Origin of the sequence: Burkholderia sp. AU19243, from assembly GCF_018148075.1 — a bacterium.
GTDB classification, from domain to species: domain Bacteria; phylum Pseudomonadota; class Gammaproteobacteria; order Burkholderiales; family Burkholderiaceae; genus Burkholderia; species Burkholderia latens_A.
Genome location: NZ_JAGSTV010000006.1, coordinates 17786 through 32052, shown reverse-complemented (window position 1 = coordinate 32052; position 14267 = coordinate 17786). Strand labels below are relative to the sequence as shown.

Here is a 14267-nt window from a genome sequence, read left to right as displayed (position 1 = left end):
CGGCAGGCCGCCGTCGGATGATTCGCTGCATTGTACCGGCACGCCGCACGGGCAGCGTCGCGACGTGAACCGGTTCCGGCACCGCGTTTTCGCGCGGAACGAGATGTAAATTGCGTAACTGTCTGTCGGGCTCGTCGTTCATGCCGGCGTCGGGAATTGAGGTCGCGCGACCGCCCGGCCAACCGCCGCGGCGGCCTCTGCATGGGCTCGCGGGCCGCGTGCCGACCACCATCCGCACGTCCCGCTCGCGCCCCGCCCGAGCCCGAATTGGCACGCCTCGCGCCGCCGCACCCCGGTAACATGCTACCGGGCCAACTCCCGGCTTCCGGATGCCTTTCGGCATCCGGCATCGTCGGCAAAACGTAAGCATTCCATGTCCATGCAACGACTCTCCACGTACGCACGACGGATCGCGTTGATCGCACTGCTGCAGTTCGCGGCGATTGCGACCGCGTCCGCGTTCCCCTCTCCCGCGTCCGCGCCGGGCGCGAGCGGCGTCGGCGTCCCCGTGCCGGCCATTTCGCTGAGCGACGCACTCGCGCAGCTCAAGCAGATGCAGGTGCAACAGGACCGCATCAAGCAGCAGACGTCGACCGCGACCAACAGCAAGGAGCTCGACGAGCTCGGCGACGCGACGCAGGAACTGAGCGCCGACGTCGACAAGCTGCAGAGCCAGCTCGTTCCGCAGCGCACGCAGGTGCAGGCGCAGCTCGACGTGCTCGGGCCGCCGCCGGCGCCGGGGGCGTCGCCCGAAACGCCTGCGGTCGCGCAGCAGCGGGCGGCGCTGAACGCGCGCAAGGCGCAGATCGATGCCGCGCTGAAACAGGTAGCCGACCAGAAGACGAACCTGTCGAACCTGAACGATCAGTTCGCGAAGCTGCACCGCAGCTTGCTGAGGAACCAGCTCGCGTTCCGCTCGGGCAGCATCTTCGGCGCACAGTTCTGGCTGCCGCTGTTCCATCTGTCGCCTGACGACGTCCGGCGGCTCGAGGACTTCAACGACGAACTGCGCGACATGCTGCGTTCGTCGTGGACGCCGGGCCAGCGCGCGATCACGACGCTGCTGCTGATCGCCGCGCTCGCCGCGTGGCTCGGCGGACGCCGCATCGTCGAACGCGGGCTCGCGTGGGTGTGCCTGAACCGGCTGCCGCCAACGCGGCTGCGACGCAGCGCGCTCGCGCTGTCGACCGCGCTGGCGACACTGCTGGCCACCGCGGTCGCCGTCCAGATCCTCTACCTCGCGCTGGCGCGCCACTACGAGCTCACGCCGTCGATGACGGATCTGTGGGACCAATTCGCGAAGCTCGCGGTGACGTGCGCGCTGATCGCCGGCCTCGGCCGTGCGCTGCTCTGCACGAAACATCCGTCATGGCGGCTGCCCGCGCTCGCCGATCCCGTCGCGCTCGCGATGAAGCCGTTCCCGGGCGTGCTGGCCGCGCTGCTGCTGATATCGGGCACGATCGAATCGATCAACCGGATCGTCGACACGAGCCTGTCCGTCACGCTGTTTGGCCGCGGCATCGTATCGCTGGTCGTCGCGCTGACCGTCGGTGCGTCGATCCTGCGCGCGAATCGCGTGCGCAGCGCGCTTGCCGCGTCCGGCGAGGCGCCCGAGGACCGTTCGACGCTCGCGGGGCTGATCCACGCCGGCGTCACGGTCGCGATCGTCGTGTCGCTGGTCGCGCTGCTGATCGGCTACATCACGGTCGCGCGCTTCATCACGTACGAGCTCGTATGGTTCGAGATCGTGCTGTGCAGCGTCTACATCCTGACGCAGCTGACGCGCGACGCGAGCGAAAGCCTGTTCTCCGTGAACCTGTCGACGGGCAAGCAGATCAAGCACCTGTTCGCGCTTGACGACCGGCATCTGGACCAGGCGCACACGGTCGTGTCCGGCCTCGGCACGAGCCTGCTCATGCTGGTCGCGGCCATTGCGCTGCTGACGGGCGGCTTCGGCACGACGCCGAGCGACCTGCTCGACAGCGCGGTCGCGATGGTCGGCGGGCAGCGGCTGCAGAGCCTGAACATCATGCCCGACCGGATCATGAACGCCGTAATCGGCTTCGCGATCGGCTTCTACCTGCTGCGCTCGGTGCGCCGCTGGCTCGACGGCGAGTTCATGCCGGCGCTCGGCATGGACGCCGGCATGCGCGTGTCGCTCATCACGCTGTTCACCAACGTCGGGTACGTGCTGCTCGTGCTGATGACGCTGGGCCTGCTTGGCGTCAAGTGGAGCAATCTCGCGTGGATCGTCAGTGCGCTGTCGGTCGGTATCGGCTTCGGCCTGCAGGAGATCGTGAAGAACTTCGTATCGGGATTGATCCTGCTGACCGAGCGGCCGGTGAAGGTCGGCGACATGGTCAGCATCGCGGGCGTCGAAGGCGACATTCGCCGGATCAACGTGCGCGCGACCGAGATCCAGCTCAGCGACCGCTCGACCGTGATCGTGCCGAACTCGCAGCTGATCTCGCAGAACGTGCGCAACGTGACGATGGGCAACAGCACGCAGGGCGTCGCGACGCTGATGCTGACGTTCCCGCTGAACACCGACCCGGAGCAGGTGCGCGACCTGCTGCTCGACGCGTACCGCGAACATCCGGCGATTCTCGACAAGCCGGCGCCGTCGGTCACGTTCAGCCAGCTCGCGCCGGACGGCATCACGCTCAGCGTGACCGGCTACGTGTCGAGCCCGCGGATCGCCAGCTCGACGAAGAGCGACCTGCTGTTCGAAATCCTGAAGCAGTTGCGCGCGGCGAAGATCACGTTGTCGACGCCGCAGATGCTGGTTGTGCAGAACATGCCGTCGGGCGACGGCGCCCCACGGCAGGAATCGTGAGCGCGTGACCGGGCGAGCGCGCTTGCGATCCGGCGTCGCATCGCGCCGCTCATTGCCTGAAACGACACGGGCCGGTTACCGCATCGCGGCAACCGGCCCGTGTCATTCGACGCGCGACGCGCCCGGCAGGGCGCGCACCATCACACGTCGAACTTCACCCCCTGCGCCAGCGGCAACTGCCGGCTGTAGTTGATCGTATTCGTCGCACGGCGCATATACGCCTTCCACGCGTCCGAACCGGACTCGCGGCCGCCGCCCGTTTCCTTCTCGCCGCCGAATGCACCGCCGATTTCCGCGCCGCTCGTGCCGATGTTCACGTTGACGATCCCGCAGTCGCTGCCCGCCGCCGACATGAACTGCTCGGCCTCGCGCATGTCGTTCGTGAAAATCGCCGACGACAACCCTTGCGGCACCGCGTTGTGCACGGCAATCGCGTCTTCGAAGTCGTCGTACACCATCACGTAGAGGATCGGCGCAAACGTCTCGCGCTCGACCACCGCCGACTGCTTCGGCATCCGCACGATGGCCGGACGCACGTAGTAAGCATCCGCATGACCGACATCGACGCGTTCGCCGCCCTTCACTTCGCCGCCCTGCTCGCGCGCGTCGGCGAGCGCCTTCTGCATCGCGTCGAACGACGCGCGGTCGACCAGCGGGCCGACGAGCGTGCCTTCCTCGAGCGGGCTGCCGACCTTCACCGACGCATAGGCCTTCTCGATGCGCGGCAGCAATTGATCGACGATGCTGCGATGAACGATCAGGCGGCGCAACGTCGTGCAGCGTTGGCCTGCCGTGCCGACTGCCGCAAACGTGACGGCGCGCACGACGAGATCGAGGTCGGCGCTCGGAGCGACGATCATCCCGTTGTTACCGCCGAGCTCGAGGATGCCGCGCGCGAGACGCTGGCTCAGCACCTTCGCGACTTCCTGGCCCATCCGCACGCTGCCGGTCGCGCTGATGACCGGCACCTTCTTCGACGACGTCAGCACCTCGCCGACGTCGCGCATGCCGAGCACCAGCTGATGCAGGCCTTCCGGCGCGACGCCCGGATGCGTCTTGTCGAATTCGCGCAACGCCTTGGCGAGCAGCTGATGGCACGCGATTGCCGTGAGCGGAGTCTTTTCCGACGGCTTCCACACGACCGGGTCGCCGCACACGAACGCGAGCGCCGCGTTCCACGCCCACACCGCGACCGGGAAGTTGAACGCCGAGATCACGCCGCACACGCCGATCGGGTGCCACGTCTCCATCATCCGGTGGCCAGGGCGCTCGGACGCGATCGTCAGGCCGTACAGCTGGCGCGACAGGCCAACCGCGAAATCGCAGATGTCGATCATTTCCTGCACTTCGCCAAGGCCTTCCGACGTGATCTTGCCCGCTTCGAGCGTGACGAGGCGGCCAAGCTCCGCCTTGTGCTCGCGCAGCACGTTGCCGAACACGCGCACGAGTTCGCCGCGCACCGGCGCCGGCACCGTGCGCCACTTGAGGAATGCGTCGTGCGCGGCGTCGATCTTGCGCTCGGCGTCGGCGGGCGAATCGACCGCCAGCGTCGCGAGCGTCGCGCCGTCGAGCGGCGAACGCGCGGTCAGCGCATTGCCTTTCCACTGGGCGAGATCGATGTCGAGCGCAGCAAGAATGTCGTTGAATTGCATCACTTCCTCTTCAGGGACAGATTGATCGGTGCGGCGGCAGCGCCGCCCGCGTGATTCGATTGGAGCGCGTTCGCGCGCCCTGTGCAAGCGGATGCGTCCGCGACGCAGGCCGGCGCACCGCGCGGCGCCGCCGGAACCGCAGCCGGCCGGCGCGCCCCAGCCTCGCGAGGCACGATCCATGAGACACATTGTCGGTGCCCACAAGTCCGGCCGCTATTGATATTAACTCACGACTTCATTCCTAAAACGCAACAACCGGGCATCGCGACACCGCCGGTTTCGGCGCGGCCGCTGGACCCGTCCAAAGCACGCGAAGGGGCCGCTCAGCCGTCCGTGGCGAACCGCCGGTTGATGACAAACCTGCATCACCCTGTGCAGAAATATCGGTTGCCGCACGCGCGGCCGGAACCCACAATCGGGGCGGCGTCGAGGTGCAGCGCACCCGGCGCGCCGACGGCTGCCGAACGGCGGCCGGACGACAGGCGAAGGCAACGCGCGCCGCGGCCCGGCGAGAGCCGGATCGAAGCGCGCGAAGCAGCGTCGCTGCCAGGCCGGCGGCCGGCCCTGCGTCGCCCTTCGCAGCCAAAGAACAATTCCGGAGACAGCGCCCAGCACCCGCCATGCATTCAGATGCCCGCCCCGACTCGCCCCATCCGTCCGGCTCGCCGCCCGCGAAGCCGTCTCTCCACCGCAGCCTGCAGGCGCGCCATCTGCGGATGATCGCGATCGGCGGCTCGATCGGCACGGGCCTGTTCGTCGCGTCCGGCGCGTCGATCTCGCAGGCAGGCCCCGGCGGCGCGATGCTCGCGTACATGCTGATCGGCCTGATGGTCTACTTCCTGATGACGAGCCTCGGTGAAATGGCCGCGTTCATGCCGGTGTCGGGATCGTTCGCGACCTACGGCGCAAAATTCGTCGACGAAGGCTTCGGCTTCGCGCTCGGCTGGAACTACTGGTACAACTGGGCGGTGACGCTCGCAGTCGAACTCGTCGCCGCGCAGCTGGTGATGAACTACTGGTTTCCGCATGTGCCGGGCGTCTGGTGGAGCGCGCTCTTCCTCGTGATGATCTTTGCGCTCAACGCGCTGTCGGTGCGCGGCTTCGGCGAGGCCGAATACTGGTTCGCGCTGATCAAGGTGCTGACGGTGCTCGCGTTCGTCGGTGTCGGCCTGCTGATGATCTTCGGGATCATGCAGGGCGGCCCGAGCGCGGGCTGGGGCAACTTCACGATCGGCGACGCGCCGTTCGCGGGCGGCTGGGCAACCATGCTCGGCGTCGCGATGATCGCCGGCTTCTCGTTCCAGGGCACCGAAATGATCGGCGTCGCGGCCGGCGAATCGGAGAATCCGCGCACGACGATCCCCCGCGCGGTCAGCCAGATCTTCTGGCGGATCCTGCTGTTCTACGTGTTCGCGATCTTCGTGATCGGCGTGCTGATTCCGTACACCGACCCGAGTCTGCTGAAAAGCGACGTCACCGACATCGGCGTGAGTCCGTTCACGCTTGTGTTCCGCCACGCGGGCTTCGCGTTTGCGGCCGGCGTGATGAACGCGGTGATCCTGACGGCCGTACTGTCGGCCGGCAACTCGGGCATGTATGCGTCCACGCGGATGCTCTACAACCTCGCGGTCGAGGGTCGCGCGCCGAAAGTGTTCGCGAAGCTGTCGCCCGGCGGCGTGCCGCGCAACGCGCTCTACGCGACGACTGCCGTCGGCGCGCTGTGCTTCCTCACGTCGCTGTACGGCGACAAGACGGTGTACCTGTGGCTGCTGAATACGTCGGGGATGGCCGGGTTCATCACGTGGCTCGGCATTGCGGTCAGCCACTATCGCTTCCGCAAGGGCTTCCTGAAACAGGGTTACCGGCTCGACCAGCTGCCGTACCGCTCGAAGTGGTTCCCGTTCGGCCCGTTGTTCGCGTTCGTGCTGTGCGCGATCGTCGCGCTCGGCCAGGACTACCAGGCGTTCCTCGCCGACAAAATCGACTGGGCCGGCATCGCCGCCACCTACATCGGCCTGCCGTTCTTCCTGGTGATCTGGCTTGGCTACGCGCTGGTGCGCAAATGCCGGCTGGTGCGTTACGAAGACATGGAGATCGCGCCGTGGATCGACCGCAATGCGACGCACGACGCCACAGGCAAGACCGCCGCAGGCTATCCGGCCTACGTCGCCGCCCCGGTCAACCCGACGCCGGGGGCCTGAGCCCGGCAGGACGCGGGCCGCCGCTCGAGCGCGGCGGCCGCTGCGCTGAAACCCGATTCGACGCGGCGCGCGCGTTCAGGCAAGATCGACGCGCGCCGTCCGTTTTTCGCGCCGTTACGAGCCACCGAACCCGCATGCAGAACTTCTACGAAGCCACCGTTACCCGTCAGCCGTATCCGCAGCTAGCCGGCGCCGTCGACACGCAGGTCTGCATCGTCGGCGGCGGCCTCGCCGGCCTGTGCACGGCGCTGGGCCTCGTCGAGCGCGGCGTGCGCGACGTCGTCGTGCTCGACGGCGAGCGGGTCGGCTTCGGCGCGTCCGGCCGCAACGGCGGCTTCGTGTTCGGCGGCTACAGCCTCGACAACGCCGACCTGCTGCGCACGCTCGGCCGCGACGAAGGCCGGCGGCTGTACCGCTTGACGGTCGATGCGGTCGACCTGATCCGTGCGCGGATCGCCCGCTACGGAATCGACTGCGACATCGTCGACGAAGGCGTGATGCTCGCGAACTGGTTCGACGATTCGTCGCGACTCGACGGCGTGCGCACGCTGATGAAGCAGGAATTCGACGTCGACTGGGAGCCGGTCGCGACCGACGCGCTGCGCGCGCGGCTGAAGACGCAGCGTTACTACGGCGGCCTGTTCGAGCCGAACGCTTTCCACTTTCATCCGCTCAAATACGTGCTTGGCGTCGCGGCCGCCGCATCGCGCGGCGGTGCCCGCGTGTACGAAAGCTCGGCCGCGCTCGGCATCGCGCGCAAAGGCGCCGGCTACGACGTGCGCACCGCGCACGGCACGGTACGCGCGAAGGACGTCGTGTTCGCCGGCGGCGGCTATGCGCGCGGCGTGTCGCCGCGCATCGAGCGCGCGGTGCTGCCGATCGCGACCTACGTGATCGCGACCGAGCCGCTCGGCACGCGCCTGCCCGATGCGATCGACGCGCCGTATGCGATCTACGACACGCGCTTCGCGTTCGACTATTACCGTCCGCTGAAGGACACGCGCATTCTTTGGGGCGGCCGGATCTCGGTGCTCGACCGCGGCCCCGACGCGATCGCGCGGCTGCTGCGGCGCGACCTGCTGCGCGTGTACCCGCAGCTCGACGGCGTGAAGGTCGACTACGCGTGGGGCGGACTGATGAGCTATGCGCGGCACAAGATGCCGCAGATCGGCCGCGATGCCGACGGCGTATGGCATGCTATCGCGTTCGGCGGTCACGGGATGGCACCGACCACCGTAGCCGGCGAAGCGCTCGCCGCCGCGCTGGCCGGCGAGCAACCCGTGCCGCAAGGCTTCGCCGCGTTCGGGCTCACACGCACGTTCGGGCTTGCCGGCCTCGCCGCCGCGCAGCTCACTTACACCGCGTACCAGGCCCGCGACGCGCTCGCGTCGTATCGGCGCTGAACGACGGCGGCAACGGCGCAAATCGCGCGGCCGATTAGAGCGGCAGGTCGGCCGGGCGTGGATTTCCCGCATGCTAGAATGGTTTCTCCATGCCGCCGCCAACCCACAACAAAGTCACATGAAAGCTGGAAGCAAGGCTGCCACGTCCGAAAGCCGCGCGCTTGCGACCGATGCGCGGCGCAAATACGATCCCGAGCAAACGAAGCGCAACATCCTCGACGTCGCCACGCAGGAATTTTCCGCGATGGGCCTCGCCGGCGCGCGCGTCGACGCAATCGCCGAGCGCACCAACACGACGAAGCGGATGCTCTACTACTACTTCGAAAGCAAGGAAGGCTTGTACGAGGCCGTGCTGGAGAAGGTGTACGGCGACATCCGCGAGCTCGAGCAGGAGCTGCACGTCGGCGACATGGAGCCGCGCGAAGGCATGCGCCGGCTCGTCGAATTCACGTTCGACTACCACGACAAGCACCGCGACTTCGTGCGCCTCGTGTCGATCGAGAACATCCACGGCGCGAAGTATCTCGAACAGCTGAAGTCGTTCAAGAACCGCAACGTCAGCATCATCAAGACGCTCGAGGAACTCCTCGAGCGCGGCGCGGCGAGCGGCGTGTTCCGCAAGGACATCGACGCGTTCGACCTGCACCTGCTGATCAGCTCGTTCTGCTTCCATCGCGTGTCGAACCGCTACACGTTCGGCGCCGCATTCGGTCGCGATCCGTCGGCGCCGCGGCTGCGTGCGCGGCATCGCGAGACGATCGCCGATACCGTGCTGCGCTACGTCTGCGCGTAAGCGCCCCGGACCGCTGCAGCGAAAGGCCGGCGGGCGAGCGGCGCACTCGCGGTCCGGCACACGTTTCCAGCGGCAGCGCACCGCGTGCACCCGGCATGGGCGGTGCGCGCGTGCCGCACTCGTTCAGGCCACGCGACGCCGGACCGGCTCGGCAGTCGGCTCCGCCGGCACGCTCGACGCCAGTGCGATCCGCGCCTTCTCCTCCGGGCTTCCCGCCACGTAGTACTTCTTCGCCCAGCTCGAATCCGGTGCAAGCGCGAGTTGCCGCGATGCACCGCCGCCGCGCCGCCTGGTTTCGATCGACAGCGCCCGCGCACGGTAATGTTCGTAAAGCCGCAGGAATTCGGCGAGATAGATCGCCGCGATCCGCGCATCGCGGATCTCGAGCAGGTTTTCGTCGTTGTATTGCTCGGAGTTGCGGCTCATGTTCGCCGAGCCCGTATAGACGATCGGATTTGCGCCTTCCGCATCGATCACGATGAACTTGTGATGGATCACGACCGGCGGATAGGCCGGCGCCGGTTCGCCCGGAAACAGGCGCAGCTCCGGCTCGAAGCCCTGCGGCACCGTCGCCGGCGAAAAATACGCGGCATCGATCACGTCGCGTCGGTCGCGGCGGCGATGGTAAAGCTCCAGGTTCGCGAGCGTCGCCGCATCGAGCGGCTCGCCGTCGCGGCGCTCGGCATCGGCCTTCGTCGCACTGCCGACGTTGATGCGGTTCACCAGCCCGAACATCATCAACCCGCGGTCGCCCGCGGCGAAGCACGCGTCGCGCAGCGCCGCATCGGTCGGCATGAACAGGCAGAACGACACCGAATGCCGAGCGGCCTCGATCGCGGCGACGATCGTATCAATCTCCGTGCGCTGCCCGGCCGGCTCCGGCGAAAACGCGACGCGCACCTGCGCGCTGCCGATCGTCAGCGGCTCGGACCATCCCGGCGACAACTTCGCCGTCGCCGCGATCGGCGGATTCGCGGCCAGCGCCCGGGCGCGCGCGTTGTACAGCGCGGCAAGCGCCGGCGAATCGAACGCGTGCAGCACGTTGGCCTGCTCCGTCAGCCCTTCGGTCGTGAAGTTCGCGGAGCCGGTCAGCACGCGCGCGGGCGTCGGCGCGGACGCGCCGCTCGCGCGCGCGTCGGTCACGATGAACTTGTCGTGCATGATGTGCGTCCGATCGCGCGGCGCCAGCGTCGCGAGGCCTTGCAGCGCGTCGACCGCCGGCTGGTTCGGCGAAGGCAGCAGCGGCTTGCCCTTGCGCCCGGTCGTATGCGCGTCGTAGACGATCGCGAGCGCCGCCGCGCCGTGCGTGCGCCCGAACGCTTCGAACGCCGGAAGCGCCCACAGCGTGTCCGTGAGGTGATAGACGGCCGATACCGCGCGCGACGCCGGATCGAGCATTTCGGAGAACACCTGCTCCATGTCGTTCGCGAGCCACGTGCGCAGCTTCAGCGCCTCGTCCGCGCTCGGCGCCGCGTCCGGCGCGAGACCCAGCACCGCGACCTGCTTCGCGAACGCCTGCGAGCTCACCACCGCGCGGTTGAACCACGTGCCGATGCCGTCGACGACGTGCGCGGGCAGCACGACGTCGCATACGCCGGCTTGCGCATCGAGCAGCTGCAGACGCTCCGGCGTACCGACGACGGGGAAGACGTGATAGCGGAACGACGCACCGCGGTCCTGCGGATCGATGCGCGCGTCCCACCACATGAATTTCTGAATCGGCGCCTGGTCGGTCGGCGCGTCGCCCTGCGTGCCGGCGGCCGGGCCGTCGAACGTGAGCCGGTTCGGCAGCCAGCTGTTCGGCGCGCGGGTCTTGCCGTCCGCCGACCAGAAACCGGGCGTGCGGCGGATCGCAAAGCCGAGGAAGTCGTCGCGCGAGCGCGCGGCTGCCCAGTCGAAGGCAAGCAGCACGAGGGTCGGGGAAAGATAGCTGCGTACGCTGACGGTCATTCAGTGCTCCTGGCGCGTGGCCGATCGACGTGAATGGGTCAGTGTCGACAGCGGTTTTTCCAGCGCGATGACCGTTCGATGAACCTTGTGTGTCGCCTGCGCGTCAGTCGCACACCACCAGCTCGATGCCGCGGCCGCTCAGCGCGCGGCGCACGGCCTTGTCCGGCGTGCGCTCGGTGACGAGGTAGCGGGCGGCCGACGTGCCGTTGATCCGCACGGGCGTGACGCGGCCGAATTTCGAATGATCGGCGACGATGACCGCCGTGCCGGCCGCCGCGATCATCCGGCTGCGCACTTCGGCGGCAAGCCGCGAATAGTCGGTGCAGTCGCCGTCGCCGGTAATGCCGCCCGCACCGACGAACGCGAAATCGACGTGATATTGCGCGAGCTGCTGGATCGTATCGAGCCCGAACGTCGCGTCCTCGTCGTCGGACAGTTCGCCGCCGAGCAGCGTCACGCGATTGCCATTGCGCCGCGCGAGCACGAACGCGGTGCGCCAGTCGTTCGTGTAGACCGACAGCCGGTGCCGGTCGGTCAGTGCGAGCGCGACCGCATGCGGCGTGCTGCCGGAGTCGATCAGCACCGACGCGTCGTCGGGAACGAATTCGGCCGCGCGCCGGCCAATTACGCGCTTCGCGTCGGCGTGCGCCGCTTCACGCTCGGACAGGCTCGGCTCGCGCCGGTCCGCCGCGAGCGCACCGCCGTGCGTCATCACGAGCAGGCCGCGCGCCGCGAGCGCGTTCAGGTCGCGCCGCACGGTCTCGCGCGACACGTCGAGCGAGCGCACGAGTTCGGCCACGGACAGCGCGCCCGATCGGCCGAGCTCCGACAGAATGTATTGATGACGTTGTTCCGCCAGCATCGCGATGCGCCCGAGGTGACTGTTATGGGTAAGCCGGTCATTGTATTACGGCCGTTTGACCGCCATTTGACGCGGCGCGGCCGGCGGCCCGCGCGCTTCCGAAAGCGAAATTCAGTATTGCCCGATGCGCGCGAATCGGTGCGGCAGCGATTGCTACACTTTGCGTTTCGCCGAACGACAGACCATCAAGGGACGCGCAATGTATCGCAAAGGCAGTGTGATCGAAATCCAGTTTTCGCCGGAACGGCTCAACGACGGCGCCGGCGATCCGTACTGGATCGACCTGACGCTCGACGAGGCGCGCCGGTTGTACGAGCGACTCGCCGCACGCTTCGCGACCGATGCGCGCGCGAACCAGCCGCTCGACACGTTCTCGCTCGACTGATCTGCGTTCGTCAAGCGCGCCGCGCTGGAGCCCGCAGCCGGCTCGCTCGGCCGGCACGTCGCGCACCTGCCGCGCATCGCGTTCGACCTCTGCGATAGCAGCAAAAGCACACACCGCGCGTGGAGCAGATGCGTACCGCCGCCCTGCGCCGCGCGCGAGTGCAGAATCCGACAAGACGGCGGCACCGCTTCGCCCGATACTGATCGACTCCACGATTCGTCCGGTCGCATCGCGGCCCGCTCTGCATGCTCAACTCGCTCGTCGCCGCGGCTTTCGTCGCGCTGTGGTCCACCGGCTTCATTGTCGCGCGGGCCATCAAGCCCTACGCCGATCCCAACCTCTTCCTGCTTGCGCGTTTCGCGGGTACGGCCGCGCTGTTCGGCGTGGTGGCACTCGCCGCGCGCGCACCGTGGCCGGCCCGCCGAGAATGGCCGCGCCATCTGATCGCCGGCGCGCTGCTGCAAGGCATTTATCTCGGCGCGAGCTACTGGGCGGTCGCGCAGGGGCTGAACGCCGGCGTGATGGCGCTGCTCGGCGCGCTGCAGCCGCTCGCGACCGCCGTGCTCGCCGTTCCGCTGTTCAACGAGCGGCTGCCCGCACGCGGCTGGCTCGGCATGGCGCTCGGGCTGGCCGGCGTCGCGCTCGTGCTTGCGCCGAAGGTCTCGGGCGGCGTCGCGCCGCCTCCGGGCGCCGCGCCTGCGTGGTTCGTCGTGACCGTATCGGTGCTGTCGGTCGGGTCGATCACCGCAGGCTCGCTGTACCAGAAGGGCAGGCTCGCGCAGAACGACCTGCGCACGGCCGTCGCCGTGCAGAATCTCGGCGCGGCGATCGTCGCGGCCGTGTTCGTCGCACTGCTGCACGAAGCGCGCTGGATCGGCGCGCCGGCACTGTGGATTTCGCTCGTGTGGGGCGTCGTGTTCCTGTCCGGCGGCGCGGTCACGATGCTGATGTGGATGCTTCGGCGCGGCAACGCCGCGCGCGCGACGTCGTTGCTGTTTCTCGCGCCGCCGCTCGCCGCGCTGCAGGGTTACTGGCTGTTCGGCGAGACGCTCGCGACCATCCAACTGGCCGGCTTCGCGCTCGCGCTGGCAGGGGTCGTGCTCGCACGGCGGTGAGTTCGCCGCCCGCGACCGCGATCGCGCCGCCGCCGTTGCACCATGACGATGCACTGCGTGTCGCCGATGCAACGCGCGGCCGCCGGATCGCATGCGGGGCGCGGTGCCCGGCCGCGATTGCGCTTATGATGGGCGCCTCGCATTTCGTTCCGGAACCACCCCCATGACATCCGCCGATTACGCCAGCCGCCAACGCGCGATCATTGCCGAACTGCACGTCGCCCCGCAATTCGACGTCGACGCCGAAATCAAGCGCCGCGTCGATTTCCTCGCGCAGTATCTTCGTTCGACCGGCCTGCGGACCTACGTGCTCGGCATCAGCGGCGGCGTCGATTCGTCGACGGCCGGCCGGCTCGCGCAACTCGCGGTCGAGCAACTGCGTGCCGAGGGCTATGACGCACGCTTCATTGCAATGCGTTTGCCGAACGGCGTGCAGAACGATGAAGCCGACGCGCAGCGTGCGCTCGCGTTCGTGCGCGCCGACGAGACGTTCACGGTCGACGTGAAGCCCGCCGCCGACGCGATGCTCGCGTCGCTGATCGCGTCCGGTCACGCATTCGAGAACCCGGCGCAACAGGACTTCGTGCACGGCAACATCAAGGCGCGCGAGCGCATGATCGCGCAGTACGCGGTAGCCGGTGCACGGCGCGGCATCGTGATCGGCACCGATCACGCAGCCGAATCGCTGATGGGCTTTTTCACCAAGTTCGGCGACGGCGGCGCCGACGTGCTGCCGCTCGCCGGCTTGAGCAAGCGCCGCGTGCGTGCGATCGCCCGCGCGCTCGGCGGCGACGAACTGATCGTGATGAAGGTGCCGACGGCCGACCTCGAGGAGTTGCGTCCGCTGCGCCCCGACGAGCACGCGTACGGCGTCACCTACGACGAGATCGACGATTTCCTCGAAGGCAAGACGGTCGCCGACAACGTGTACGAAACGGTGCTGCGCTTCTACGACGGCTCGCGCCACAAGCGCGCGCTGCCGTACACGCCGTTCGACTGGCCGGCCGCGTAACCCGGCCGCCGCAGCGCGAGAATCGCGCCGACGGCACCGGCGGCGCCGCGCGAGCCGG

General features: G+C 68.3%; 10 protein-coding genes. 7 read left to right on the top strand and 3 right to left on the bottom strand.

The genetic code is table 11. The features are described 5' to 3' along the window. Positions 1–373: 373 nt before the first annotated feature. The gene (locus KDW55_RS13320) at positions 374–2836 is read left to right on the top strand and encodes a DUF3772 domain-containing protein (RefSeq protein ID WP_040138700.1); all 2463 of its coding nucleotides are present in this window, start codon (positions 374–376) and stop codon (positions 2834–2836) included. A gap of 140 nt (positions 2837–2976) precedes the next feature. Here the strand turns inward: KDW55_RS13320 and KDW55_RS13315 are convergent, their stop codons facing one another. Then, on the bottom strand, positions 2977–4488 hold the full coding sequence (locus tag KDW55_RS13315; RefSeq protein ID WP_040138701.1) for an aldehyde dehydrogenase family protein: 1512 nt from the start codon (positions 4486–4488) through the stop codon (positions 2977–2979). A 620-nt stretch (positions 4489–5108) separates the two neighbouring features. Here KDW55_RS13315 and KDW55_RS13310 point away from each other — a divergent pair. The 3 genes from KDW55_RS13310 (at position 5109) to KDW55_RS13300 (ending at position 8885) form a co-directional block, all read left to right on the top strand. After that, positions 5109–6689 (top strand): amino acid permease, encoded by a 1581-nt coding sequence (locus KDW55_RS13310; RefSeq protein ID WP_212160437.1) that lies wholly within the window; start codon positions 5109–5111, stop codon positions 6687–6689. Between the two features lie 134 nt (positions 6690–6823). Then, entirely contained in the window at positions 6824–8092 is a 1269-nt protein-coding gene (locus KDW55_RS13305) for an FAD-binding oxidoreductase (protein ID WP_040138703.1), read from the top strand. 118 nt (positions 8093–8210) lie between these two features. After that, positions 8211–8885, top strand: a complete 675-nt coding sequence (locus tag KDW55_RS13300; RefSeq protein ID WP_040138704.1) for a TetR family transcriptional regulator — start codon at positions 8211–8213, stop codon at positions 8883–8885. A gap of 123 nt (positions 8886–9008) precedes the next feature. On the opposite strand, the gene KDW55_RS13295 is transcribed toward KDW55_RS13300, so the two are convergent. Together KDW55_RS13295 and KDW55_RS13290 are read right to left on the bottom strand one after the other, a co-directional pair. Further along, positions 9009–10835, bottom strand: coding sequence for a phospholipase D-like domain-containing protein (locus KDW55_RS13295; protein WP_212160438.1), 1827 nt, complete (start codon positions 10833–10835; stop codon positions 9009–9011). Positions 10836–10938: 103 nt separating this feature from the next. Further along, complete coding sequence (locus KDW55_RS13290) at positions 10939–11697, bottom strand: DeoR/GlpR family DNA-binding transcription regulator (protein WP_209825361.1); 759 nt, start codon at positions 11695–11697, stop codon at positions 10939–10941. A 199-nt stretch (positions 11698–11896) separates the two neighbouring features. Between KDW55_RS13290 and KDW55_RS13285 the strand changes: the two genes are divergently transcribed. The 3 genes from KDW55_RS13285 to nadE all read left to right on the top strand — a co-directional run bounded on the left by KDW55_RS13285 (position 11897) and on the right by nadE (position 14209). Beyond that, entirely contained in the window at positions 11897–12082 is a 186-nt protein-coding gene (locus KDW55_RS13285; protein ID WP_040140824.1) for a hypothetical protein, read from the top strand. A 245-nt stretch (positions 12083–12327) separates the two neighbouring features. Beyond that, positions 12328–13197 carry a DMT family transporter gene (locus KDW55_RS13280; protein WP_040138706.1) on the top strand — a complete coding sequence of 290 codons (870 nt, stop codon included), beginning with the start codon at positions 12328–12330 and terminating at the stop codon, positions 13195–13197. Between the two features lie 163 nt (positions 13198–13360). Continuing rightward, positions 13361–14209, top strand: a complete 849-nt coding sequence (gene nadE / locus KDW55_RS13275; protein WP_040138707.1) for an ammonia-dependent NAD(+) synthetase — start codon at positions 13361–13363, stop codon at positions 14207–14209. Positions 14210–14267 lie beyond the last annotated feature (58 nt).